General features: G+C 61.4%; 21 protein-coding genes, 1 tRNA gene, 1 other RNA gene and 5 pseudogenes. 13 read left to right on the top strand and 15 right to left on the bottom strand.

Annotated features, from left to right (window positions below):
• Window positions 1-185: 185 nt before the first annotated feature.
• The 8 genes and pseudogenes from ACF2JD_RS11510 to mepA form a co-directional block, all read right to left on the bottom strand.
• Window positions 186-1,060 (bottom strand): annotated as a pseudogene (locus ACF2JD_RS11510) (flagellar motor protein MotB).
• Window positions 1,035-1,793, bottom strand: a complete 759-nt coding sequence (locus tag ACF2JD_RS11505) for a flagellar motor protein (RefSeq protein ID WP_025327212.1) — start codon at window positions 1,791-1,793, stop codon at window positions 1,035-1,037. Before ACF2JD_RS11505 ends, ACF2JD_RS11510 begins: the two are co-directional and overlap by 26 nt.
• Before the next feature lie 348 nt (window positions 1,794-2,141).
• A non-coding RNA gene (locus tag ACF2JD_RS11500) (RtT sRNA) lies at window positions 2,142-2,270 on the bottom strand.
• 224 nt (window positions 2,271-2,494) lie between these two features.
• Window positions 2,495-2,582: transfer RNA gene (locus ACF2JD_RS11495), tRNA-Ser, on the bottom strand.
• Between the two features lie 177 nt (window positions 2,583-2,759).
• The gene (locus ACF2JD_RS11490; RefSeq protein WP_440987447.1) at window positions 2,760-3,377 is read right to left on the bottom strand and encodes a TPM domain-containing protein; all 618 of its coding nucleotides are present in this window, start codon (window positions 3,375-3,377) and stop codon (window positions 2,760-2,762) included.
• A gap of 20 nt (window positions 3,378-3,397) precedes the next feature.
• Window positions 3,398-4,141, bottom strand: coding sequence for a TPM domain-containing protein (locus ACF2JD_RS11485; RefSeq protein ID WP_440987446.1), 744 nt, complete (start codon window positions 4,139-4,141; stop codon window positions 3,398-3,400).
• On the bottom strand, window positions 4,138-4,743 hold the full coding sequence (locus ACF2JD_RS11480; protein ID WP_162519308.1) for a LemA family protein: 606 nt from the start codon (window positions 4,741-4,743) through the stop codon (window positions 4,138-4,140). The genes ACF2JD_RS11485 and ACF2JD_RS11480 overlap by 4 nt, the downstream gene beginning before the upstream one ends.
• Window positions 4,744-4,785: 42 nt before the next feature.
• Entirely contained in the window at window positions 4,786-5,529 is a 744-nt protein-coding gene (mepA, locus tag ACF2JD_RS11475) for a penicillin-insensitive murein endopeptidase (protein ID WP_106886596.1), read from the bottom strand.
• Between the two features lie 163 nt (window positions 5,530-5,692).
• Here mepA and ACF2JD_RS11470 point away from each other — a divergent pair, with 163 nt between their 5' ends.
• Together ACF2JD_RS11470 and ACF2JD_RS11465 are read left to right on the top strand one after the other, a co-directional pair.
• Window positions 5,693-6,235, top strand: coding sequence for a hypothetical protein (locus ACF2JD_RS11470; protein ID WP_163147528.1), 543 nt, complete (start codon window positions 5,693-5,695; stop codon window positions 6,233-6,235).
• Window positions 6,236-6,446: 211 nt separating this feature from the next.
• Window positions 6,447-6,725: an RNA recognition motif domain-containing protein gene (locus ACF2JD_RS11465; RefSeq protein ID WP_081805676.1), complete on the top strand. Its 279-nt coding sequence runs from the start codon at window positions 6,447-6,449 to the stop codon at window positions 6,723-6,725.
• Between the two features lie 72 nt (window positions 6,726-6,797).
• Here the strand turns inward: ACF2JD_RS11465 and ACF2JD_RS11460 are convergent, their stop codons facing one another.
• Window positions 6,798-7,697, bottom strand: coding sequence for an aldo/keto reductase (locus tag ACF2JD_RS11460; RefSeq protein ID WP_234675830.1), 900 nt, complete (start codon window positions 7,695-7,697; stop codon window positions 6,798-6,800).
• Window positions 7,698-7,875: 178 nt separating this feature from the next.
• Here ACF2JD_RS11460 and ACF2JD_RS11455 point away from each other — a divergent pair, with 178 nt between their 5' ends.
• From ACF2JD_RS11455 to ltaE, 3 genes are all read left to right on the top strand, one after another.
• The gene (locus ACF2JD_RS11455; RefSeq protein ID WP_111913373.1) at window positions 7,876-8,283 is read left to right on the top strand and encodes an XRE family transcriptional regulator; all 408 of its coding nucleotides are present in this window, start codon (window positions 7,876-7,878) and stop codon (window positions 8,281-8,283) included.
• Window positions 8,284-8,357: 74 nt separating this feature from the next.
• Window positions 8,358-9,065 carry a short-chain dehydrogenase gene (locus ACF2JD_RS11450; RefSeq protein WP_440987445.1) on the top strand — a complete coding sequence of 236 codons (708 nt, stop codon included), beginning with the start codon at window positions 8,358-8,360 and terminating at the stop codon, window positions 9,063-9,065.
• A gap of 86 nt (window positions 9,066-9,151) precedes the next feature.
• Window positions 9,152-10,168, top strand: a complete 1,017-nt coding sequence (ltaE, locus tag ACF2JD_RS11445) for a low-specificity L-threonine aldolase (RefSeq protein ID WP_106887927.1) — start codon at window positions 9,152-9,154, stop codon at window positions 10,166-10,168.
• 66 nt (window positions 10,169-10,234) lie between these two features.
• Here the strand turns inward: ltaE and ACF2JD_RS11440 are convergent, their stop codons facing one another.
• The 4 genes from ACF2JD_RS11440 to ACF2JD_RS11425 all read right to left on the bottom strand — a co-directional run bounded on the left by ACF2JD_RS11440 (window position 10,235) and on the right by ACF2JD_RS11425 (window position 13,518).
• Window positions 10,235-10,666 carry a PAS domain-containing protein gene (locus tag ACF2JD_RS11440; protein ID WP_042650276.1) on the bottom strand — a complete coding sequence of 144 codons (432 nt, stop codon included), beginning with the start codon at window positions 10,664-10,666 and terminating at the stop codon, window positions 10,235-10,237.
• A gap of 59 nt (window positions 10,667-10,725) precedes the next feature.
• Window positions 10,726-11,748, bottom strand: a complete 1,023-nt coding sequence (locus tag ACF2JD_RS11435) for a response regulator (protein WP_289977219.1) — start codon at window positions 11,746-11,748, stop codon at window positions 10,726-10,728.
• 46 nt (window positions 11,749-11,794) lie between these two features.
• Window positions 11,795-12,739, bottom strand: coding sequence for a LysR substrate-binding domain-containing protein (locus ACF2JD_RS11430; RefSeq protein WP_440987444.1), 945 nt, complete (start codon window positions 12,737-12,739; stop codon window positions 11,795-11,797).
• Between the two features lie 77 nt (window positions 12,740-12,816).
• The gene (locus ACF2JD_RS11425) at window positions 12,817-13,518 is read right to left on the bottom strand and encodes a DUF2982 domain-containing protein (protein ID WP_111913365.1); all 702 of its coding nucleotides are present in this window, start codon (window positions 13,516-13,518) and stop codon (window positions 12,817-12,819) included.
• A gap of 169 nt (window positions 13,519-13,687) precedes the next feature.
• Here ACF2JD_RS11425 and ACF2JD_RS11420 point away from each other — a divergent pair, with 169 nt between their 5' ends.
• The 5 genes and pseudogenes from ACF2JD_RS11420 (at window position 13,688) to ACF2JD_RS11400 (ending at window position 19,643) form a co-directional block, all read left to right on the top strand.
• On the top strand, window positions 13,688-15,628 hold the full coding sequence (locus tag ACF2JD_RS11420; RefSeq protein WP_290071022.1) for a putative bifunctional diguanylate cyclase/phosphodiesterase: 1,941 nt from the start codon (window positions 13,688-13,690) through the stop codon (window positions 15,626-15,628).
• A gap of 153 nt (window positions 15,629-15,781) precedes the next feature.
• Window positions 15,782-17,344: an AbgT family transporter gene (locus tag ACF2JD_RS11415; RefSeq protein WP_042650274.1), complete on the top strand. Its 1,563-nt coding sequence runs from the start codon at window positions 15,782-15,784 to the stop codon at window positions 17,342-17,344.
• 68 nt (window positions 17,345-17,412) lie between these two features.
• A pseudogene (gene nfsA / locus ACF2JD_RS11410) lies at window positions 17,413-18,139 on the top strand (oxygen-insensitive NADPH nitroreductase).
• Window positions 18,140-18,330: 191 nt separating this feature from the next.
• Window positions 18,331-19,095 (top strand): DNA repair protein, encoded by a 765-nt coding sequence (locus ACF2JD_RS11405; protein ID WP_440987443.1) that lies wholly within the window; start codon window positions 18,331-18,333, stop codon window positions 19,093-19,095.
• Between the two features lie 34 nt (window positions 19,096-19,129).
• Window positions 19,130-19,643, top strand: a pseudogene (locus tag ACF2JD_RS11400) (VOC family protein).
• A 178-nt stretch (window positions 19,644-19,821) separates the two neighbouring features.
• On the opposite strand, the pseudogene ACF2JD_RS11395 reads toward ACF2JD_RS11400, so the two are convergent.
• Window positions 19,822-21,013: pseudogene (locus ACF2JD_RS11395) on the bottom strand (MFS transporter); the annotation flags it as partial.
• A 193-nt stretch (window positions 21,014-21,206) separates the two neighbouring features.
• Here ACF2JD_RS11395 and ACF2JD_RS11390 point away from each other — a divergent pair.
• A pseudogene (locus ACF2JD_RS11390) lies at window positions 21,207-21,988 on the top strand (LysR family transcriptional regulator).
• Window positions 21,989-22,281: 293 nt separating this feature from the next.
• On the top strand, window positions 22,282-22,437 hold the full coding sequence (locus ACF2JD_RS11385; RefSeq protein WP_440987442.1) for a hypothetical protein: 156 nt from the start codon (window positions 22,282-22,284) through the stop codon (window positions 22,435-22,437).
• 292 nt (window positions 22,438-22,729) lie between these two features.
• Here ACF2JD_RS11385 and ribA read toward each other — a convergent pair whose 3' ends face one another.
• On the bottom strand, window positions 22,730-23,323 hold the full coding sequence (gene ribA, locus ACF2JD_RS11380; protein WP_106886607.1) for a GTP cyclohydrolase II: 594 nt from the start codon (window positions 23,321-23,323) through the stop codon (window positions 22,730-22,732).
• 261 nt (window positions 23,324-23,584) lie between these two features.
• On the opposite strand from ribA, the gene cmk reads away from it, so the two are divergent.
• Window positions 23,585-24,277 (top strand): (d)CMP kinase, encoded by a 693-nt coding sequence (cmk, locus tag ACF2JD_RS11375; protein WP_042649706.1) that lies wholly within the window; start codon window positions 23,585-23,587, stop codon window positions 24,275-24,277.
• Window positions 24,278-24,304: the final 27 nt, after the last annotated feature.

The following is a 24,304-nucleotide window of genomic DNA, read 5'->3' as shown; positions in this document are numbered from 1 at the left end:
ATGCCGGAAGCAGTTTGTTCGTAATGACAATTGTTTTTGTTTGGGTCTGAGGGCGACATTGCTTCGCAGAGGCCTGACCATTAGGTGATAAATGCAAATAATTACCATTTTGGTCTTGTGGTGTTGATATTACCGAGTTATTTGTTTTTAAAAAGATACTCCCGCGCGAGGCGGGAGCGGGGTGGTTAGGGCTTGAGCAACTGCAGCGACTCTTCTGCTGCCTTGCCTGAGAGAGGGTGATATCGACCCGGCGGTTCGCCTGGCGATGTTCGGCGGTGTCATTGGCGAAGCGGGGCGGGTGTCGGCAACACCCTGGGCTATGACCCGTCTGGCATCGAGCTGGGGGTTGGCCAGCATGGTCTGCACGATGGAGGAGGCCCGTAGCACCGAGAGCTCCCAGTTGCTGCGATAAAGCTCCACCTGGGGCCTGGGAATTATCGGTATGCCCGGTGACCACAACTTGCCCCGGAATATTGGCCAGAATGCCGGCGATTTTGTTGACCAGCGGGATGAACTGGGGCTGCAGAAACGCCGAATCGGCGGGAAGAGCGCCTTCTCGCCGATGCGGATCACCAGTTGACTGCCGAGTTGCTCCACCTCGAGATCCTTGGATTCAATCTGGGCCTTGAGCTGCTGTTCCAGCTTCTTCTTTGGTCACCTGCACCCACTCCTGCTCCTTGGTCTTATGGGGCCAGGCTCCGTTGCGCTAGGCTTTTCCGAGGCGCCAATGGTCTCGTTGAAGGGGTCAGATGCCGCGGCCATGAGCCTCTTTATCCAATAGGGTCTCTTTTTCGGCTGCTGGGAGTGGTTTTCGATTCAGGTTCCAGGAATCCGTGCCCCCCTGCATCACGGGAGAACCGGCGGGCAGAGAGATGAGACCTATCTTGCCAAGAGACTCGATAAAGCCCTGGATCAGTACCCGGGTCTCCGACTGCTTGGCCATGGCGAAGGAGTAGAGCACCACGAACAGGGCAAACAGCAGGGTCATGAAGTCGGCATAGGAGACCAGCCAGCGCTCATGGTTCTCCGGAGCTTCAGCCTTTTTCTTTTTCGCCACCATGGCCTCCGAGGTAGGGTTCAAGGGTCACTTGCAGCCGTTGTTGTGACTCGCCATCCACTATGCAGAGGATGCCGGTCAGGGTCATCTCCTTGTAGTGGCGGATCTGGTGGGCGAAGCCCTTGTAGCGGTTGCCAAAGGGCAGGAAGATCAGGTTGGCGGCGCCGACCCCGTAGATGGTGGCGATGAAGGCCACCGCGATGGCGCCACCGAGTTTGTCCGGCGCATCCAGCAGTCCCATGGCATGGATCAGGCCAAACACGGCACCGACTATCCCCATGGTCGGGCAGTAGCCCCCCATGGCTTCGTAGAATTTGACGGTCTGCTCGAGATCTTCCTGCTCGAATTCGATCTCGTTTTCCAGCACCTCGTGGATCTTGGTCTTCTCGTAGCCATCCACCATCATCTGCACCCCCTTTTTCAGGAAGGGATCCTTGATGTCATCGATCATCCCCTCCAGCGCCAGCATGCCGCTGCGCCGGGCGTTGCCTGCCAGAGTCTCCAGCAACTGGGCCTGCTCCAGCATGTCGAGGCGCAGGGGAGAGATGAGCCACTTGAAACGCTTGAAGGTCTTGCCGACCACGGAGAAGGGGAACTGGGTCAGGGCGGCACCCACTGTGCCCCCGATCACGATGAGAAAGGCGGGGAGATCGAGCAGGGCGCTGGGGTGCCCCCCCTCGATGATGTTGCCACCCAGGATGGCAGCCAGGGCCAGCAGCAAACCAATAAGACTCATTTGTCCATATCCCTATGCGTTGTGTGTGGCTAGTGTAGCCATTTAACTATCAGTTTTTCAAAACGAAATACAATCGGTGAGCAATATCCGGGAGCTAACCGGCACGGGGTTACCCTACTGTGTCGGCCCGAGTCGCACGATCATGAGGGCTGGCGGGCGCCAACATGGCAGCAAGGGGCAACCGGGTATCCTGGCCCCTTGGTCAAGTGGAGAGGGATTGTGCCGACAGGTCGGTGATAAAAAGAGAGTGATGGGCGAGGAGTGGTGGAGATCGGTCTTCCTCCCTCGGTTCTGGGGGCGCAGGAGTTCAAACGCAAAAAACCGACCCTGAGGTCGGTTTTTTATAATTTGGCGGTGGGGAGGGATGATTCGCCACTGCGTGGCTCACCCCTTCGGGGCGGCCGTTGGCCGTTCATCGCACCAAGCTGCTCTGCTCGAACCCGGCGAGGGTTCTCACCCTCCCTCCATGGGCATCAGTTTTTGCTGCGCCACCAGATGCAAAAAACCGACCCTGAGGTCGGTTTTCAATTTGGCGGTGGGTCGGGATTGACTCGCGCCATCCCTGGCGCTCGCCCTGCGGGCAGCCTGCGGCTGTCCAAGGGGGCTGTCCTGCCCCCTTGTCGAACCAGGGTTAGAACCGAGCCGCCCATCACCGGATAAAGTAAAAGGGCCTGTCTTGCGACAGGCCCTTTTACTTTATTTGGCGGTGAGGGAGGGATTCGAACCCTCGATACGTTGCCGTATACACACTTTCCAGGCGTGCTCCTTCAGCCACTCGGACACCTCACCAAATTTTTGACTGCTGTTTAACGTGTTCAATCGCCACGTGGTTCGCTACGCTGTTGCGCTGGAACGGGGCGTAATTTAGGGGAAAGCTGACTCGGGGTCAAACACTTTTCCCCTTATTTTTCAGAATCTTTATCGAATGCCTATCCCTTGCACAGAATGCCGGTTTTTTAAACCGGCTCAGGGTTTGTCCAAAATGATCAGGCTGTCGGGCAACTCGTTTTGATCCCGGGTCGCCGGAAACGCATCGGTCAGGATGGCGCTGGTGCGCTCCACGCACTCGAGGAAGCCCTGCTCCACCTCCTTGTTGCGCACTCGCACCACGAAGTCGTCGATGATCTGCTGCCACTGCGTGTTGTCTATGTGCTGGGCTATGCCGTCATCCACCAGGATCTCCACATAGTGCTCCGCCACCGAGACGAAGATCAGCACCCCGAGCCGGTCGCGGGTGCGGTGCAGCCCCTGCTCGACAAATTGCAGGCGGGCCATCAGGGCAGCCCTGTGCTGACGCACCTTTTTCGGGATCAGCCGCATCTTGATGGGGGTCCAGTGGAACAGCAGGCTCAGCAGCAACCAGACCGACCACTGCACCAGCAGGATCTCGTACCAGCCGAGCCAGAAGCCGAGCTGGAACACCAGCAAGGGGGTGAGCATGGCCAGCAGCGCCGCCCAGAGGGTGGGAATGTAGCGATACCCATCGCTGGCCGGAGCCAGCACCGTGACCAGTTCAGCATCAGTCTCTAGCTCCGCTTCGCGCACCTTGGCCTGAAGCGTGTGGAAGAACTGTTTAGAAATCATGATTTGTCTCTTTACTCCTGTTACCAGCCACCGGAGGCTCCGCCGCCGCCAAAACTGCCGCCACCACCGCGAAATCCACCGCCAGAGCGGCCAGAGGAGCGGCCAGAGGAGCCGGCACCAAATCCACCCGTTCGACGTCCCCCTCTTAACCAACCGCCACCACTGTGCAGAATCATGATGACGATCAGAACAATTACAGTGTGGAAAAATCGCCAGAGGTCGCTGAGTATCCCACCCTTGTTGTTGTTGTTGTTGTTGTTGTTGTTGTTGTCTGCCGGCCGGTACTCACCCGCCAGGGCCTGCATGATGCTCTGGCTGCCGGCCACCACGCCGGCCACCATGTCGCCGCGCTTGAAGGCGGGCAGGATCCGGGTCTGGATGATGTTGGCGGCGATGGCATCGGGCAGGGCGCCCTCCAGGCCATAGCCTACCTCGATGCGCACCTTGCGCTCATCCTGGGCGATCAGCAGCAGCACGCCGTTGTCCTTGCCCTTCTGGCCTATGCCCCAGTGGCGACCGAGCTGGTAGCCGTACTCCTCTATGGTTTCCCCATCGAGGCTGTCGACGGAGACCACCACCAGCTGGATACCGCTGCGCTTCTCGAAGGCCGCCAGCTGCTGGGTCAGCTGGTGGGCCTGCTTGCGGGACATCAGGGCCGCCTCATCCACCACACGTCCGCTCAGGGCCGGAAAGGTGGGCGCGGCTTGCAGCGCTACCGTCCAGAGCAGCAGCAAGGGGAGCAGCGCGCGCAACATCATGGTCATTGGAAGCTGACCTTGGGCGCCTCATCGGCACCGGGCTTGGCGCTGAAACTGGGTTTGGCCTCGAGATCCGAATAGAGCAGCTTGGACCAGATGACCCCCGGGAAGGTGCGGATCTCGGTATTGAACTGGCGCACCGCCTCTATGTAGTCGCGCCTGGCCACAGCGATGCGATTCTCGGTGCCTTCCAGCTGGGCCTGTAGGGTCAGGAACTGCTGATCCGCTTTCAGATCCGGGTAGCGCTCGACCACCACCATCAGGCGGGAGAGGGCGCTGGAGAGCTGATCCTGGGCCGCTTCAAAGGCCTTGAGCTGGGAGGGGTCGCTCACCTGCACGCTGCCGACCCGGGCGCGGGCATCGGTGACCGCTTTCAGGGTCTCCTGCTCGTGGCTGGCGTACCCCTTGACGGTGGCCACCAAGTTGGGAATGAGATCGGCGCGGCGCTGGTACTGGTTCTCGACCTGGCCCCAGCTCGCCTTGACCTGCTCATCCAGGGTGGGAATGTTGTTCATGCCGCACCCGGTCAATCCCAGCAGCAGGGTGAAAGTCAGCAGGCACTGGGTGGCCCTGTGCCGGAGTGAAGTGGCCATCTTGTTGTTCTCCATTGAAATTTCTGACGGATATCGGCTCACCATAGCAGCTTGTGGTCAACCCTCACAACGCCTCGGTAAGACGGGGGCACGGTAGCTCATGGAGACCTTGGGCAACTGGGGCTTGTCCTTGAGCCAGGAGGCCAGCTCGGCATCGCAACCATTGCCGGGTGGGATGGGGGCCTGGGGCTGGCAATCCGGGCTGTTCGCCGGGCAACGCAACCTGACGTGAAAGTGGCTGAAGTGGCCGACCCAGGGGCGCAGCTTGGCGACCCAGGGTTCATCGGCCGCCCGTTTGCACACCTCGGCCTTGATGACGGGGTTGACGAAGATGCGCGCCACCTCGGGCTTGCTGGCGGCGAGGCGCAGCAGATTGAGCTGCTGGGGGCCAAAGCGCCCCGGCAGCATTTTGTAGCTGGGCTCATCGATCAGCGCCCACTCCTTGGGGGCGTCCTGCTCCCATTTGCTGATGGGGCGGTTTGCCATCCGGAACCAGATGTCGGCGTCGAGGCCGGTCTGGTGGCTGCGATGGCCGGAGGTGAAGGGGCCGCCACGGGCCATGGCGAGATCGGCGATATAGAGATCCGGCATGCCGGCCAGCCTGGTCTGGTTGGCCAGGCCCTGCAAGTAGTGAATGAGATCGGGGTGACCGTAATAGCGCAGCCGCTTGGTGCGGATCACCTGATAACCGGGTCCCGTCAGCGGCAGGGATACGCCGTTTTTCAGACAACCGGCCGCGTAGCCGCCGATGGCTTCTGCATAGAGGGCGCTGGTGGTGAACAGCAGGGCAGTGGCGAACATGGGACTCCTGAAGATGGCGGGCTCAGACAGCCCCAAGCATACCAAGAGTGGCGGCCAGTCGTCATCCGCGCCGCCGCGCCGGTTGCAACCCATGGGCGGGCTCGCGCACAATGCGGGCCAACACGGGGCGGCAGGGCCGTTTCCATCATGTGAGGAGGATGAAATGAGAGTCAGTGAACTGGCATCGCGGGGGGGCGTGAACTGGCTGATGCCCCCGGCGCGGCGCTTCTACGGGGTCATGATCTGCCTGCTGCTGGCGAGCCTGGGCACTGTGGTGGCCGCGCTCTTGCTGGGGTATCCCGAGATGGGGCTGCTGCCCTGGGTCGGTCTGGTGTTTGGCGGCATAGTGCTGGTGATGATGGTGTTGCCGCGCAACTGGCAGCGCTGGCGGTTGGCGGAGCTCGCCTGGGACGACCATCACCTCTATCTGCTCAATGGTGGCGAAGACAGGGCCCTGGCCCTGCCGAGGGCGGCATTGGTGGGCATAGAGCGGGATCGCAAGGTGGGGCACGACGGTCAGTGGCTCGACTTCAGCCTGGATCTGGGACTGGATGGGGAAACCCTGGCAGACGCCACTGCCTTGCTGGGGCTGACCCGGGAAGGCACCCATGAGGTGGCCCCCGGTGTCTATCGCTTTGGTTTTAAACGGGCCTGGCACAGCCGCCGCGCCCTGAGCAGCTTGTTGGCCGTGCTGCAACCAGTCTGACTATTTTCTCGACAATTTATCGCAAAGCTCAGATACTCCCTCTGATTCGAATTGATCTTTCCTGCTCCGATAGTCCAAGAGATCAACGACTTGGGCCTCGAGGCAGGGAGTGCCACGGCATGATGCCATGGCTGGTCCGGCAGGGGGGTTGTGCCCTTACTCCAGGTCGGTGGATGCATAGAGAAGGCACCTTGAATCGAGAGTGGATGGCATGAAGATTTACGTAGGTAATCTGTCGTACCGGATGACGGCCGACGAACTGACAAATGTGTTCAGCCAATTTGGGCAGGTAGACAAGGTCGATATCATCATCGATCGCGATACCGGTCAGTCCAAGGGGTTTGGCTTCATTGAAATGCCTGTCAACGGGGATGCCGAGAAGGCCATCGCCGAGTTGCACGGCACCGAAATAGGTGGCCGGACCATCACAGTCAACCAGGCCAAACCGAAGACAGATGCACCTCGTGGTCGCCCCCAGCGCCATCGTTGAATCGTCTCGATAACGAGAAACGGCATGGAGCAATCCATGCCGTTTTTGTTTGCCTCGCGCTCAGTGGCGGGATCAGGGCACATCGTAACCCAGGGCGGCCTTGCGGATGCGGAACCACTGCTGACGGTTGAGCTGGATGGACTCGGCCGCCACGGCGGCGGCGATCCGCTCCCGCTTGCCCGAGCCGATGAGCGGCAGCGGCTGGCTCGGCAGCATCATCACCCAGGCGTAGACCACCTGCTCTATGTGCTGAGCGCCCACTTCATGGCGGATCTGCTCGAGCTCGGCCCGCAGCGGGGCATAGGCGGGATCGTTGAACAGCCGTCCGCCACCGAGGCAGGACCAGGCCATGGGTTTGATGCCCAGTTGCTGGCACTGATCCAGGGCGCCATCCAGCGTTCCTTCCTGGTGCAGCGGCGAGATCTCCAGCTGGTTGGTGACCAGGGGGAAGGGCAGGCGGGATTGCAGCAGCGCGAACTGGTGGGGCGTGAAGTTGGAGACACCGGCGTGCTTGATCTTGCCCGCCTGCTTGAGACTGATGAAGGCCTCGGCCACCTCGTCGGCATTCATCAAGGGATCCGGGCGGTGGATCAGCAGCAGATCCAGGTGATCGGTGCCGAGCTTTTGCAAGGAAGCCTCGGCGCTGGCGACGATGTGGCCCTTGCTGGTGTTGTAGTGATTGAGGGCGTGTTCCGGCTTGGCGGTGAGGGCGATGCCGCACTTGCTGACAAGCTCCATCCGGCTGCGCAGGGAGGGCTCCAGACGCAGGGCCTGGCCGAAGGCCTCCTCGCACTGGTAACCGCCGTAGATGTCGGCGTGATCTATGGTGGTGACCCCGAGATCCAGGTGGTATTTCATCAGATCCAGCAGGGCGGCCGGGGAGAGTTGCCACTCCATCAGGCGCCAGTAGCCCATGATGAGGCGGGAGAAGGTGGGGCCTTGATGGTGCAGGGCAAGACGGGATACGGACATGGTGACTCCTCTACGGATAAAGAGACGGACAAATAAAGGCAGAATCAATGCTGCCAGCATCTTGGTCTCTTCTGGCGGACAAGGCAATAATGCCCCCCTCGCGAATTCGAACTATGGTTCTGACCGACACAGGGGCCCGGGCGCAGAGACGGGCCAAAAAGACGATGGAGGGGTTGTGATGGAAGGATTTGCCGCCAGGCTGCAGAGCCTGATCGGGGAGGGCAGCGTCAGCGCCTTCGCCCGCAAGGTGGGGCTGAGTGAGGCCCTGATCCGCAAGTATCTGAAAGGGGCCGAGCCCGGTCTTGGCAAGGCGAACCAGATCGCCATGGGGGCCAACTGCTCCCTGGAGTGGCTCGCCACCGGCTGCGGTTACCTCTATCGCCAGGCCGAGGTGGTGGACAGGGACGCGCTGGCGGCGGCGGGGGCGCTGGTGCAGGAGACGCTCCCCGGCCAGCCGCTGCCGGACGAGCAGCATCTGGTGACCCTGCTCGCCTATTACCAGTTCCTGCGCAGCCACAAGCAGGCGGACGGTTTTCTGGATCTGGCGCGGGCGCGGGAGTTCGGCCGCCATCTGGCAGAGGCCTGAGGCCGCCGGGGTCCCCGGCAGGGCGCCATTCTTCTGATACCCTCTAAGCAATGGACAAATCCAAGGACACACAGATGAGTTATCTGATCCTGGGCAGTGGCGGATTGGGGGGGGGCCTGGCCCACGAACTCGCCAGCCGTGGCGAAGAGTGGTTGCTGGCGGGCAGGCAGTTGCCAAAAGGGCTGGATCCCGCCTGCTATTTCCCGTTGCAGGAGGTGGACCCGCTCTCCTTCGAGGCCCTGTTCACCCTCTATGACGCCACCACATTGCCGAGGGTGGTGATCAACACCATAGGTCTGCTGCACGATCTCAATCACATGCCGGAGCGGCGGGTGGAAGAGGTGAGCCCCCAGTGGCTTGGGGAGAGCCTGCAGGCCAATGCCTGGCCCCACCTGGCCCTAGGGGCCAGCCTGAGCCGGCTCATGACCCCCGAGAGCCAGCTGTGGCTCTGCTCTCTCTCGGATCTGGCGGGCAGCCTGGGGACGGGCAACCTGGAGGCCGTCGGGCGCTACAGCTACCGGATGAGCAAGGCGGCCCTCAACATGGGGGCCAGGATCCTGGCCGCCGAGTGGGCCGAGCGCTTCCCCGGCGCCGGTGTCATCACGGTTCACCCCGGGCTCATGGACACCCCCATGCAGCAACCCTTCCGGCAGGGGCTTGACCCGGCCCTGTTGCAGGATCCCGCCCTGGTGGCGCCGCAGTTGCTGGATCTCCTGGCCTCGCTGACCCAGGCGCACTCCGGCCGTTTCGTGGACTTGCATGGCCAGCCGCTGCCCTGGTGAGCCGCCGGGCTCACATTCCCGCCCCCCATCCCTTGCCAGCATGATGCCGGCTGGTTAATGTCATGCTCCTGCATCAGGAGGATGACATGCGCTATATCGATTTACGAAGTGATACCGTGACCCAACCCACGGAAGCCATGCGCCAGAGCATGCTGCATGCCGAGGTGGGAGATGATGTCTACGGGGAAGATCCCAGCATCAATGCGCTCGAGCACAAAGGTGCCGAACTGCTGGGCAAAGAGGCGGCCCTGTTCGTGCCATCCGGCACCATGTCCAACCTGCTGGCGATGATGAGCCACTGCCAGCGCGGGGAAGGGGCCGTGCTGGGTTCTGCCTCCCACATCTATCGCTACGAGGCGCAGGGCTCTGCCGTGCTGGGCTCGGTGGCCCTGCAGTCTGTCCCCACGCAGGCCGACGGTACCCTGGCCCTGAGCGACGTGCGGGCCGCCATTGCCCCCGATGACGCCCACTTCGTCCAGACCCGGCTGGTGTGCCTTGAAAATACCCACAATGGCAAGGTGCTGCCGCTGCATTACCTGCGCGAGATGCGCGACTTTGTGGATGAGCACGGCTTGCTGCTGCACCTGGACGGGGCCCGCCTCTTCAATGCGGTGGTGGCGAGCGGCGAGCCGGTCGCGGCGATAGCGGCCCCCTTCGACAGCATCTCCGTCTGCCTCTCCAAGGGGCTGGGGGCGCCGGTCGGTTCATTGCTGGTGGGCTCCCATGGCTTTATCGCGCGGGCCAGACGGCTGCGCAAGATGCTGGGGGGCGGCATGCGTCAGGGGGGGATCCTGGCCCAGGCCGCCCTGTTTGCCCTGGATCAGCACGTCACCCGGCTGGCGGACGATCATCGCCGCGCCAGGCGCCTGGCTGAGGGGCTGGCCCCCTTGCCCGGCATAGCGCTCAATATGGAAGAGGTGCAGACCAATATGGTGTTCCTGCGCTTGACTCAGGGGGATCCCGCCACCTTGCTCGGCTTCATGAAGGAGCGCGGCATCCTCTTCTCCGGCTATGGAGAGCTGAGGCTGGTGACCCATCTGCAGATCACCGATGACGACATCGACGAGGTGATAGATGCCTTCACCGAGTTTCTGAACGGCTGAGTCTGATCGGCATGAAGCGAAGAAGGGCGCCTGATGGCGCCCTTCTTGTGTCTCTGTACCGAAGAATCACCCCTGGCGCTGGCCCGTGATCAGCATGGCCTCGTCGGTGGCGTCGTAGATCATGATGGCCAGATGGGTGACCTCGCCGCCAAAATCGGCCAGGGGCACCAGGGTCAGGTTCTGGTACATGTGGGGTGCCGAGCCCGTGATGGGGCGATAGTTGGAGAAGCGCAACAGATAGGGGCGCTGCTCCCAGGTGCTGAAGGCGCGGTTGTTGAGCTTGAACACCATGTTCGCCTTGCGTTCCAGCCAGGCGCGGTCAACGTCGGGGAAGAGATCGAACAGCACCTGATCGCGCACCTCGCCGGCCAGTCGGCCGCTGTGGCTCTCCATGAAGCCGTTCCATACCTGAACCCGGTAGCCCTTGTCGAGCACGACCAGCCCCACATCCAGGTTCTGGACTATGTTCATCAGCCAATGAAATTCCCGGATTTCCATGGTCACTCCTGGTGCCTGAGTCTATGTTGTTGATGCTGCAAGGTGCTGATTGGCAACCGTTAAAGCATATGCATGATCTTGTTGTTCATGGTGGCGATGGAGTCTTCGGTGAACAGCAGCAGCAGGTCGCACTGCACCGCATACCCCTGCACCCGGTAGTTGATCTCGATGGCCAGGGTGCGGCGCCAGCGGCTCTGGTTGGTGCGAATGAGATCCCTAATGGGTCTGTGCTGACCGAGCACCACGGGATGGCCCTGGCTGAAGGGGGTGTCGAGCTGGTTGGCATAGCCGCGCAGGAAGGCCCCGATCAAGACGTTGGCGGTATCCATCAGCAGTTCCAGTTCGGCGTTGTGATCCAGCACCCCCTGATGGTTCATCAGGCGTGCCAGATCCTGGAAGCTGGCATCGTGAAACAGCAGGAGCGCCTCGCCGGCGATACCGGCCCCGATGAACCCCTGGCAGACGGCGGAGAGGGTATCCGACTCGGCGGCGGCCGAGAGGGCCATGTGCAGCTCGGAGACCTCCAGCACGTTGACGTTGGGGATGGGCAGCAGCACGAAGGCATCCAGCAGGCGAGCCAGCAGATCGGCCCCCTGGCCCATGGCGACGTTGGCGAGCTCCTGATAGACATCCCGCAGCTCTGGGGTGAACTGGATGGTGCTCTCGAGGGGGGCGTGACCGGGGACGGCAAGGGCGGGTGCGGCGGCCGGGTGGGGCGCCGCTTGCCACAAGCCGTGGCGGCTGAGCAGGGCGAGCAGGCTCTCCGGTGAGGCCGGTTTCTTGATGAAATCGAGGGCCCCGAGGGCCATGACGCGGGCGTGGGCTTCCGGCTGGATGTCACCGGAGACCACTATCACCTTGCTGCGCAGCCCCTCGCGCTTGAGGGTCTCCAGCACGCCATAGCCGTCCATTTCTGGCATGGTCAGATCGAGAAAGATCAGATCGCCGTGGCCCATCAGGATCTGCTCAACCCCTTCCAAGCCGTCAGCGGCCTGGTGCAGGGTGACATTCCAGCCGGCAGGCAGGGCGCGCATCAACTGCTTGCGAGCGAACCCCGAGTCATCACATATCAATACATTCATAGTGTTAGCCGACCTGTGCAACGAGGATTGCGCTAAGTGTGGGCGATCAACCGTCAGATGCAACGGGCAGCGGCATGGCCGGCAAAAATTGATCGTCCCGCTGATGATGGCGATAGCGTGCGGAGTATTTCTCGACGAAATCGGCAAACATCTTAACACGCAACGGGGTGAACTGGGGCTGGCAATGGAGCATGTAGAAGGGGCGCTTGCCCGACTGCCAGTCCGGCAGCACGGCGACCAGCTGCTCATCTTGCAGGAAGGGGTGCACATAGTGCAGGGGGGCATTGACGATGCCGAGGTGGCGCCGGGCTGCCCGCACGGCGGCCTGGGTCTGGTTGACGTTCAGGCGCGGTGTCCGCTTGACCTGCACCGTCTGCTGGTCCCGCCCACTCAGCTGCCAGTGCTGGTGGGGCCAGCAGTAGATGAGATCGTGCTCTTCCAGCTGCGCCGGGTGGGAGGGGATGCCCATCTTCTCCAGATAGAGAGGGGAGGCAAACAGGCCGTACTCGATGTAACCGAGGCAGAGGGCATTGGGCAGGGTCTGGGAGAGCTCGCCGTTGAAAAACACCAGATCCCTGTCCTGATCACAGAGGGGGGCGTGATCGTTGGTCTGGCTGATGTCGAACTGCACCCCGGGATAGCGCAGACCAAAGTCAGCCAGCATGTCGACCAGTATGGTATTGGAGAGGGCGATGGGCGCGGCGAGGCGGATGAGGCCGCTGATGTCCCTCTCCTGGCCCTGGATCTCGCCGGTCGCCTGCTCGATTTCGGCCAGCGGCGTGCACAGGCGCTCGTAATAGCGCAGCCCCTCGTCGGTGAGGCGCAGCTTGCGGGTGGATCTGTGCAGCAAGGCGCACCCGAGCTGTTCTTCCAGTTGTGAAATGCGTCGACTGATGGTGCCGGTCGGCATGCCCAGCGCGGCGGCGGCGTGGGAGAAACCGCCCTCTTGCACCACCTTGACGAACAGATAGAACTCTTCGATGTACTTCATAAGCGGCTTAGGGGGTGTTTGTAACAAGCCCGTGACCTTATGAAGAGTCGCCAGGCTTGGCAAGCGCAATCCGGCGTTTAATTGATCTGGATTAGATTCGACTCGCGCTGGTACTGATTGAGCAAATGGACGAAGTCGGCGGGGGGGCGGTCCAGGCTGTTGTCCGGCACCAGGAGATCATAACCCAGCAGATCCCGCAGTCTGGCCATGCGGTTGCCCAGCATGGCGATCACCCCATCGTATTGCTGGCCTGAGGGGGAGCGAAAGCGGCTCTCCTCCAGCAGCCCCTCGCCCAGCAGCCCGCTGCCGCAGCCTCCGGTGAGGCAGTCGGGGCGCTCGCTGCTGATGGCCTGCAACAGCACGGCGCGCTGCTCGGTCAGCAGGCGAACGGCCAGCCTGGGTGTGATCAGCGTCAAAAAATCGTCGTAATCCTTAATCTTCAAACCTATGTAGGGCAGGGGCACCAGATCCCACCCTAAATGGATACGTGGTTGGTCAATTCGCTGAATATTTCTCCATTTCAGGATCCAGCCACCGTACTTATGGTGATATTGCAGACAATCCTGACACAGGGAGAGACTAAAATGAGGCTCAGCCAGTTTCAGCGCCCCGACAAGAATTGTCATCAGACCAGTCAGCAGGAGGAAGATGACCGGCATTAATAGTTGTTCAGGAAAGAAAAAAAGTATAAAAATCATAGCAATGGTTATGACCATGCCCAACAATACCAGTGTGAGCCCATTTCTTCTGACCATGGGGATCACATGTAGCGTTTTCATATGATTTCGGCCCTTTTTCACCTGCCTGTTTCCAGATTATGGGTCGGAACGGATTTTGTACCAGCACGGACGCCTTTGCCAAAAACGGGCCCTGGCTGGTTCTGCCATGAGCTTTCAGCATGAATCATCACGCAACATGAATACGCTAGACGAACGCCTGCTTACCGCGATGGACGTGCTCCATACGCCCATCTGGGTCTATGACATCCAGCGTCACCACATTTACTGGGCCAATGGCTCCGCCCTGGGGTTGTGGGAGGCGAGCTCCCTGGCCGAGCTGCAATCCCGCGACTTCTCGGCCGACATGGCCGCCGCCATCGATCTGCTGTTGCAGCGTTATCTCGGTGATTTTCAACAGGATCGCAGTTACAACGAGTGGTGGACCCTCTCCCCCAAGGGGGTCAAGAAGCAGGTCTATCTGCGCCTCTCCGGCATCCAGCTCGCCGGGCGCCAGATGATGATGACGGAGGCGGTCATCGATGCCGACACCCTCTATCAGGAGTCCTCCCTCGCCACCGGCGATACCCTGGCCTGCCTGTTCGACAACGAGGGGGCACTCGAGAGCGGCAACCACCACTTCGACATGTGTTTCGGCACCGGCATCACCCGGCTGGCCCAGGTCTTCTCCGGTGACGATGAGGCCTTCTACACCCGGCTCTCCCGGGTGGGGGAGGTGGTGGCCGAGGGGGAGTGCCGGACCCAGAAGGGGATGCGCTGGTTCCAGTATCAGTTCCGCCACATCCAGCAGGGTGCGCGGATCTTGCTGACCATGCGGGACATCACGGATCGCAAGCTCGAGGAGCTCGAACACCGTCACCTGGCCTGGCACGACTCCCTCACCGGCCTGCTCAATCGCTATGGCCTGATGAAGTCCCTCGAGGCCTATTGCGGCCTGGGGGGGCGCTTTGCCCTGGTGTTCATGGACCTGGACAACTTCAAGCTGGTCAATGACAACTATGGCCACAAGGCGGGGGATCGCCTGCTGGAGCGGGTGGCCGGCCGGCTCAAGCAGATCTGCCCGCGGGATGTGGAGCTGGCGCGCCTCGGCGGGGACGAGTTCACCGCCCTGGTGCCCCTCAGTCAGGCCAGCGAGCGGGCGCAGGAGGTGGCTGATCTCATGCTCTCCCAGATGAGCAAACCGCTGCAGCTGAGCGGGGTGCCTGAGGTCACCATAGGCGGCAGCATCGGCATCGCCATCTATCCGGACGACGCGGACGACGGGGACAACCTCATCACCCGTGCCGACATGGCCATGTACCAGGCCAAGCAGATGGGGCGCCTGCGTTGGCAGCGCTTCACCCCCAGCATGCAGCAGAGCCTGCACCGCAAGCTGACCCTGAAGCAGTTTCTGGCCAAGGCCGTCGGCAGGGGGGAGCTGAGCCTGCGCTATCAACCCCAGGTGGACGTGGCCCAGGGGAAGCTCATCGGCCTGGAGGCCCTGCTGCGCTGGTACAACCCCGTGCTTGGGCACGTCTCGCCGGCGGAGTTCATCCCGCTTGCCGAAGAGATGGGGCTCATTCGTGAAATAGGGAGCTGGGTGCTCGCCACCGCCTTGGCCCAGATGGGGGAGTGGCAGCGCCAATGGCAGGTGCGGGTGCCGGTGTCGGTCAACCTCTCCGGCTTCCAGCTCTCCGCCTCCCTGCCGGGACAGGTGGCGCAGCAGCTCAGGGAGTCCGAGGTCGAGGCGGGCCTGCTGACGCTGGAGCTGACCGAAACCGTGCTGATGCTGGACATGAAGGGTTGCATCGAGATCCTCGACGCCCTGAGCGAGCAGGGGATCAAGATCGCCATCGACGACTTTGGCACCGGCTACTCCTCCCTGGCCTACCTCAACCGTCTGCCCATCGACACCATCAAGCTGGATCGCTCCTTCGTGGTGGGGCTGAACCTGCCGGTGATCCGGGCCACCGTGGCCATGGCCACCAGTCTGGGGCTCGGGATCCTGGCGGAAGGGGTGGAGGACGAGCACGAGCTGGCGGCCCTGCGGGCCCAGGGCTGCCACGTCTTCCAGGGCTTCCTGTTCAGCCCCCCCATGACCCCGGAGGAGGTGGCGGCGGCAGGCTTCGGGATCCGGTGCAAGCTTGGTCACTATCCGCTGATCGGCGGCTGAGCCCGCCGCTGACAATGTGCGGCATGTCCCATTTCAGGAGCGCGACATGCCAAATTAAACATAATTAATCGAATTTTTGTCTCATATCATGGGATTCATTAGACGTTATCGCTAGTATGCGCGCTCATTCCTTGGTAATGGAGTATCACCATAATGAGTCAAGCCGCAGTGAACGAGCGTCCGGCCAGTCCCAATGGCTGGTTGAACCGCTTCCTGAACGGGGTCGAGAAGGCGGGTAACAAGCTGCCGGATCCCGCCATGTTGTTCCTCTATGCCTTGCTGATCGTCTGGGTCGGCTCCTGGATAGGCTCCCAGTTCTCCTTCGATCTGGTCAATCCCCGCACCGGGGAGGCCGTGGTGGTCAACAACCTGTTGACCGGGGCAGGGCTGGCCGAGTTTCTCGCCAGCATGGTCACCACCTTCACCGGCTTTGCGCCGCTCGGCATAGTGCTGGTGGCCATGCTGGGGGTCGGGGTGGCCGAGCAGTCCGGCTTCATCAACACCGGCCTGAAGAAGTTGCTCAAGGTGACGCCGGCGCGCTTCCTGACCCCCATGCTGATCCTGGTGGCCATCGTCAGCCATACCGCGGCAGATGCGGGCTATGTGCTGGTGATCCCCATCGGCGGCATCATCTTCCACGCGGCGGGCCGTCACCCGCTGGCGGGCATAGCTGCCGCCTTTGCCGGGGTCTCCGGCGGCTTTGCCGCCAACTTCCTGCCCTCCGGCGGGGATGCCCTGCTGCAGGGGTTCACTCAGTCGGCGGCCCAGCTGCTCGACCCCGACTACATGGTCAACACCCTGTGCAACATCATCTTCACCGGCGCCTCCTCCCTGCTGATCATCTGCGTGGGCTGGTTTGTCACCGAGAAGATAGTGGAGCCGCGCCTCAAGCAGGTGCCCCTCAACGAGGATCTGGAGAGTGCCGACGAGATGGGGCGCTACAGCGCGCAGGAGAGCCGGGCCTTCAACTGGGCCGGGTTTGCCATGCTGGCGGCCGTGGTGCTGCTGGGGCTGGCCCTGTCCCCGGACGACTCGCCGATGCGGGCACCGGATGGATCGCTCACTACCTTCGCGGCACCCGTGATGAAGTCCATAGTGCCCCTCATCTTCCTGCTCTTCATCCTGCCCGGCATCGTATACGGCTTCGTGGCGGGGAGCTTCAAGAGCGGCAAGGATGTGATCGATGCCATGTCGGCCACCATGAACAAGATGGGCTCCTACATGGTGATGGCCTTCTTCTGTGCCCTCTTCATCAAGGCGTTCGGTGACTCCAACCTGGGAACCCTGCTGGCCCTCTCCGGCGCCGAGGTGCTCCACGCCCTGGCGCTGCCGGGGGAGGTGACCATAGTCGGCATGATACTGCTCACCGCCAGCGTCAACCTGGTGGTGGGCTCGGCCTCGGCCAAGTGGGCCCTCATCAGCCCCATCCTGGTGCCCATGCTGATGGCGGTGGGGATCTCCCCCGAGCTGACCCAGGCGGCCTATCGGGTGGGGGATTCCGCCTCCAACATCATCACCCCGCTGATGGTGTTCTTCCCCCTGGTGGTGGTCTATTGCCAGCAGTATGTGAAGAGCACCGGCATCGGCACCCTGGTCTCCATGATGCTGCCCTACTCCCTGGCCTTCCTGGTGAGCTGGACCTGCTTCCTGCTGCTCTACTGGGCGCTGGGCTTCCCGCTCGGGCTGCAGGCCCCCTATGTGTATCCTGCCCCTTGAGGGTGTGCGAGGGAGCCTTGGGCTCCCTCGTTTTTTTCGCTATGGTGTGACCTCATTTTGGAGGTGCCATGAATCAGACCATCGATCTTATCCTTTCCCATCGCTCCATTCGTCAGTTCACTGCCGAGCCGATCGCCCCGCAGCAGCTGGATGCCATTCTCGCCGCCGCCCAGTCCGCCTCAACCTCGAGCTTCATGCAGGTGACCAGCATTGTGCGGGTGACTGCGACCCGAGGCGCGTCAGCAGTTGGCCATGCTGGCGGGCAATCAGCCCTATGTGGTGCAGGCGGCCGAGTTTCTGGTGTTCTGCGCCGATTACCATCGTCACAGCCAGATCGTGCCCGAGGCCCAGACCGGCTATGCGGAGCAGTTGCTGATCGGTGCCATCGACGGCGCCCTGATGGCGCAAAACGCCTTGCTGGCGGCCCAGTCGCTGGGGCTGGGCGGGGTCTATATCGGCGGCATTCGCAACCATCCGGCCGAGGTGAGCGAACTGCTCGGCTTGCCCCATCAGGTGATCCCGCTGTTTGGCCTCTGCCTTGGTCATCCTGCCCAGCAGCCGGAGCAGAAACCCCGTCTGCCCAAGGGATTGGTGGTGCATCAGGAGCGCTACCAGCACGAGCTGGATCGCGACCTGCTGGCCCGGTACGATCAGCAGATCGCGGACTACTATCAGGCCCGCAGCAGCAACAACAAGCAGCAGACCTGGAGCGGCCAGATCCGCGCCATTCTGGGCAAGGAGTCCCGCCCTTTCATGCTGGGCTTCCTGCAATCGCGGGGCTTTAACCTCAAGTAATGGCGCTGATGGGCGATACTATGGTGAGGTGACCGTCATGGTCATCATCCCCTGATCCTGCAATCTCTCCCTGAGACCGGGGGCACAGCTTGGTGACAAATCGTGGGCAAGGGGGGATCTGCAGGCTACCTTAAGTGGGTAAGCTGTTGTAGGATCACGCAATTGGATAGGAACAGGGGTTTGGACATCCTATGATTTTAACTTTGGTATTGCTGTCTATTGGCGCACTCCTGTTTTTGGTTATCGCCTATAACGTGGTGCAGCAATATAAGCAGAAGGCAGAGGCGGACAAGCGTCACGCCGTTGCCAGACACAAGACGGTGGCCGACGAGACCGAAGAGGTGCTGCTGAACGTCAATCTGGTGCCTTTTTCCAAGAACATGGTGTTGCTGTTGCAGCACCGGATCCTCGATGCCTATCGCGCCATCGCCCAGGTCATGCCGAACCCCCAGGTCAAGCAGCGCATCATCGACGTCCAGACCCAGATCAAGAACGTGCAGGAGAACTACAGCAGTCAGGACGAGGGGCACTTCAAGACCCCGGAGTCCGACCGTCAGGCGATCCAGATGCTGCAGCTGGCCAAGAAGATGCGGGCCGTGCTGCGGGTCGAGCACAACAAGGGCAAGATAGATCCTCAGGGGTTCGCCCAGGAGGATCGCCGCCTCGAGCTGATGCAGCTCAAGATCAACATCGCCAACCTGATCAAGCGGGCCATGGATGCCCAGATCCAGGGGCAGTACGGCACCTGCCGTCAGCTCTATACCAAGGGGCTCGGCGCCCTGGCGAGCGTGGGCGACAAGGATCCCTATCTGCTGGCCCGTGAAGAAGATATGCGGCAGGGGCTCAAGGAGCTTGAAGAGCTGCAGCAGCAAAACAGCGCGCAGGATCTGCAAAACATCAAGGACAAGGAAGCCGACGAGCTCGATGTCCTGTTTCAACCCAAGAAGAAATGGTAAGCATGTCCATTCACTCGATTCCACACTGGGGCCAATGGCCCCATTTGTTTCTCAGCTGCTGGCCGAACTGGCCGCCACTGGCGTCATAATTTCACAGCCAACGGTCGATCACCTCTGTTATCGGGCAGGCTACCCTGCAGGAGTACCGCGCGCTATGTGCTGTGCTGGCTGAGGCAGGCACCTTGCTGGTGGAGGGTATGATTGGCGGACGTCCCATCGCCACTTATCAGTTGCATCAGCCGCTGTTGGCTGGCGAGGTGCAGGTACCCTGTATCGAGCTGGCTGCACCGAAACCGGGTCGCGTCCATCAGGCGGGGCTGGAACATATCGAGCTGGTGGTCGCCTTCGCTGCAAGATCTGGTAGCGCGCTATCCCGAGCTGCCATTCAAAACCGGCAACATGCAGGATACCCGCAACCCGATATCGGCCTGATGTTGCCCTCCGGACAGATCAAGTTTCACCTGCGCTCGCTGGCTGAGGTGATCGCCGAAGAGGTGGCGACCGGCGCTGTGGTCGCGGTGCCTGCGGATTATTTCGATCAGGAGTGATCCTGCTCGCAAATGCGGTGCGAGCCTGACAGGCTCTTGAATAACGCAGCAAAAGGGGTCACCGGTGTGACCCCTTTTGTTATCTGGCGGTGCTTGGTTGCGAGAGCGCCATCTGCTCGTGGGTGACCCTGTTTGGGCTGAGCCTTTTACCCGTGTGGTGGGGTTGCTGGGCGGGCAGTGGCGATTGGCTTCGCTGCTTGAGACGGCCGAGCCAGAGGCTCAAGCCCGCTGTCAGGATGAGGACCAGTTCAATCCCCATGACCAGACCGCCCAGCTCACCCTGCTCCCAGAAGGGATGCAGGTAAAGCCCCCCCAGACTGGCTCCCAGATAGTAGGCCACCAGATAGAGGGAGGAGGCGAGGGCGCGGTTGTGTTCGACATGATGACCGACCCAGGCACTGGCGCAGGCGTGTGCCAGGAAAAAGCCGAAGCTGGAGATCAGCAAGCCACTCAGGCATCCCAGCAGACTACCCAGCAGCAGCCACAGGCTCCCGATAGCCATCAGGGCGATCCCCACTAGCAGCATCCGTTGTGCCCCCCAGCGGTTGGCAAAGCGGCCGCTCAAGGAGGAGGCCACCGTCCCCGAGAGATAGGTGAGAAACAGCATGCCGAGCCACTGGGTGGGCAGGGAGAAGGGGGGCTTGGCCAGCAGGAAGGTGAGGTAGCTGAACTGGTTCAAAAAACACCATAAAGTTGAGTCCCCCGATAAGGTAAGCCCCTACCAGCAAGGGATTGGTCAGGTGTTGCTGCAAGGCGCGAGCAAATTGGCCGCGAACGGGGGCGCTCGCCACAAAGCGGGTCTGATGGGGCAGCAGCCAGAAGACCAGCGGCAGCAGCAAGACAGGCTGATCACACCAATCCCCAGAAAGGTATGCTGCCAGTCGCCAAACCAGCCTGCCAGCAGGCCGCCGACCACCCGACCGGCAATGCCACCGAGGGAGTTGGCGGCAATATCGACCCCCACCGCCGAGAGCAGCGCCCGTTTGCTGAACTCTTCCCCATATAGGCAATCGCGGTCGCGGGCAGCCCTGCCAGCAGCGCCCCTGCAGGATGCGTAGCAGCAGCAGGGAGCCAAACTGCTCAACCAGCGGGATTAACAGTGAGAGCAGGATCGCCAGGGTGAGTGTCCCCAGCATGACCTGCCGACGGCCATGGCGATCCGCCAGTCTGGCGCAGATCAGCAGGGAGGCGGCGAGGCCTGCAGTGCATCCTGCCAGGGTCCAGCTGGCCGAGAGGGCGTTGACCGAGAAGACCTCGGCAATCAGGGGTAACAGGGGATGGGTCTGGTAGAGGTTCAGAAACACCAGAAAAGAGCCCAGGCTGAGGGCCAGGGTTGCACGTATCCACTCGCGACTTCCAACTTCAATCATTGCGTATTGTCCTGACTACTTTTGGTCAGGGTAGAGTCCTTGCGGTTATAAATATAATATATTTAAGTTATCCATCTCATAAGATGAATTGATACATGGATCTGAAACAGCTCACCTATCTGCTGGCGGTCAGGGATGCCGGCTCATTTACCAAGGCAGCCAACAGCTGCACGTGGCGCAACCGGCCATCAGCATGGCCATCGCCAAACTGGAGCAGCAGCTCGAATTGCGGCTGTTTGATCGACAGGACCGGGCGGTACGGCTCACCCCGGAGGGAGAGGTGCTCTGTCGCCATGCCGAGCGTCTGTTGCTGCAGATGCATCAGGCCGAGGCCGAGATGGCCGAGCTCAAGGGGCTGGAGCGGGGGGAGGTGCGGATCGGGATCCCCTACATGATGGGCTCCTACTATTTCCCCCCTCGTCTGATGGCCTTCAAGCATCGCTACCCCGGCCTCAAGATCCGGGTCGAAGAGGCCGGCACCCGCGAGCTGCTCAGCCGGATGGTGGATGGCTCCCTCGATCTGGCCATTCTCATCACCAGTGACTCTGCCGCCCGCCATCGAGGGGGCCATCTGCTGAGCGAAGAGATGTTGATGGTGGTGGGGGACGAGCACCCCTGCGCGGCGCATCAGCCGTCACCCTCTCGCAGTTCTTTGCTCAGGAGTTGGCGCTGTTTCGCCGTGGCTTTTATCACCGGGAGCATATGGAGGCGCTGGCCCAGAGCCTGGGCGTTGAACCCGATATCGCCTTCGAGAGCAATCTTATCCCTCTGCTCAAAGCGGTGGTGCGGCAAGGCTTTGCGGTGACCACCTTCTTGCGGATGGTGCTGGAAGAGGAGCCGGATCTGAGTGGAGTGCCCTTCGACCCGCCCATCTACCTCGATCTCTGTGTGGCGTGGCGGCGTGGCGATCCGCTCTCCATGGCCAACCGTGCCTTGCGTGATTTTCTACACAAGGAGCCCCCTGCTCATTGCTGAAGGCGGTGGGTGCGAGGGCTACACCATGAAATTGCAGCAATTGCGCTATATCGTCGTGACCACAGGCTGAATCTTCCCACCGCGCATGGCGCTGCGGAGGAGGAGACTGGGGATCGCTTCGAGCGCAGCGGCAAACACTTGACCCAAATCACCCCCATAGGTCGGGATCCCCTGCTTGCCACCATCAAGGTAATGGCCAGGCAGCATGTGCATCCGCCCATCTTCCAAGCCCGTTATATTCTGCCTGCCATCCTCAAGGGTTTTATGCGTGGCCTGGCGGGGAGTGCGGCGCAGTGCCGCGTAGCCTCTGGCGCTGCCATGGCCAACCGGGCGCTGCGGGATTTCCCCTGCTGGCACAGGCCAAGCATCCGTTGGCCAGCAGTCAGCCCCCGGCCGAACTGGTGGAGTTTGCGCTGGTGACTGACGGTGCCTTGATGGACAAGCAATAAGGCAGCAAGCGATGTGCTCAAGACCTATGTCACAAATGGCAACGCCTCCCGATGGCGATCTGGTGCGTTGGCTACCAGGCGGTGTGGCCGCTATCGGGTTGCGCAGAGGGGCATTTTTATGTGGCTATCTCTACGATCTGATAGAACGTCTCGCGCCGCAATTGACCCACGAGCGGGTCGAGGCACTGGCGAAGAGCTTGAAGGGGCCAATTTGACCGTACCACAGCGATAGCTAGGGTTGATGTGTGGTCATCCCATTCCCAATGGGAGGCGTTTGACTATCTGGTATTCGTCACTTCTTGAACAGGTGATCCAGCTTGTTCGCCTTGGTGGAGAGATAGAACTCGTTGTGGGGATTGCGACCCTCCTGCAGGGGGACGCGCTCGGCCACCGGAATGCCAAAGGATTCCATCGCCTTCAGCTTGCGCGGGTTGTTGGTCATCAGGCGCAGGCTCTTGACCTCCAAGGCCTTCAGCATATCGGCACAGATGGTGTAATCGCGCATGTCGGCGGCAAAGCCCAGTGCCACGTTGGCCTCGACGGTGTCGGCGCCCTGATCCTGCAGATGATAGGCACGGATCTTGTTGAGCAGGCCTATGCCACGGCCTTCCTGGCGGACATACAGCAAGACGCCGCGACCGGCCTTGGCGATCTTCTCCATGGCGGCTTGTAGCTGGAAGCCGCAGTCGCAACGCAGGCTGAACAGGGCGTCCCCGGTCAGACATTCGGAATGAATTCGGCCCAGTACGGGTTCACCGTCCGCGATATCGCCCATCACCAGTGCGGCGTGATCCTTGCCTGTACCGGTTTCCTGAAAGCCAACTAGCGTGAAGGTGCCCCAGGGGGTTGGCAACTTGGATTTAGCCACCAGGCTAATGCTGCTCATAGGGTTGCTCCTGACTACAACTGCTTAAAAAAGGCGGCCAGTTTAGCGCGCCTTGTCCATAACAACCATAAGAACAAAACCTTGCAGGAGGGATGGTTTACCGGATTGGTCATAATAGGCGCAATCGCGACGACTTTTGCGCAATTGTGCGCCCTGACAACTGCCAGCGCCGGTGCATTCGGGTATAATCGGCGCCCATTACCCCATCCCGCCAGGGATGTGTGCAACCAGTCAACACGCCGAGTGCGCAGGAGAAAAGTTATGCCTCAGATGGCCCCCGTGATGACAATTGATGGCCCGAGTGGAGCCGGTAAGGGCACCCTGTGCCAGCTGTTGGCAGAGAAACTGGGATGGCACCTGCTCGACTCCGGTGCCATCTACCGGGTGCTGGCGCTGGCGGCCTTGCACCACGATGTGGAGCTCGACGCCGAAGCCGCTCTGGTGCCCCTGGCCGCCAATCTGGACGTGCAGTTCCAGGTCGACGGCGGACAGGTCAAGGTGGTGCTGGAAGGGGAGGATGTCTCCCGTACCATCCGCTCCCAGGAAGTGAGCGATGCCGCCAGCAAGGTCGCCGTCTTCCCCCGCGTGCGCGAGGCGCTGCTGCGCCGCCAGCGTGCCTTCCGCCAGTTGCCGGGCCTCATTGCCGATGGCCGCGATATGGGGACTGTGGTTTTCCCCGAGGCCGAGGTGAAGATTTTCCTCGATGCCAGCGCGGAAGAGCGGGCGCAGCGCCGCTATAAGCAGTTGCAAGATAAGGGCTTTGATGTTAACTTTGAGCGTCTTTTAACCGAGATTCGGGAACGTGACGATCGCGACAGAAATCGCGCCGTTGCCCCCCTGAAACCCGCGGAAGATGCTCTTGTGGTAGACTCAACGTCTATGACCATAGATGACGTACTGGCAACGGTGCTCGCCTATGCGGAGCAACAACTTGGTGATGTCAGCACCAGCTGATGTCAGTCGTCTGCACCATGGATGGCG

Origin of the sequence: Aeromonas ichthyocola (genome assembly GCF_046087985.1) — a bacterium.
In the GTDB taxonomy this organism is placed as follows: Bacteria; Pseudomonadota; Gammaproteobacteria; order Enterobacterales; family Aeromonadaceae; genus Aeromonas; species Aeromonas rivipollensis.
The sequence above is the reverse complement of the archived record's forward strand: the minus strand, read 5'-3'. Positions and strand labels throughout refer to the sequence as shown.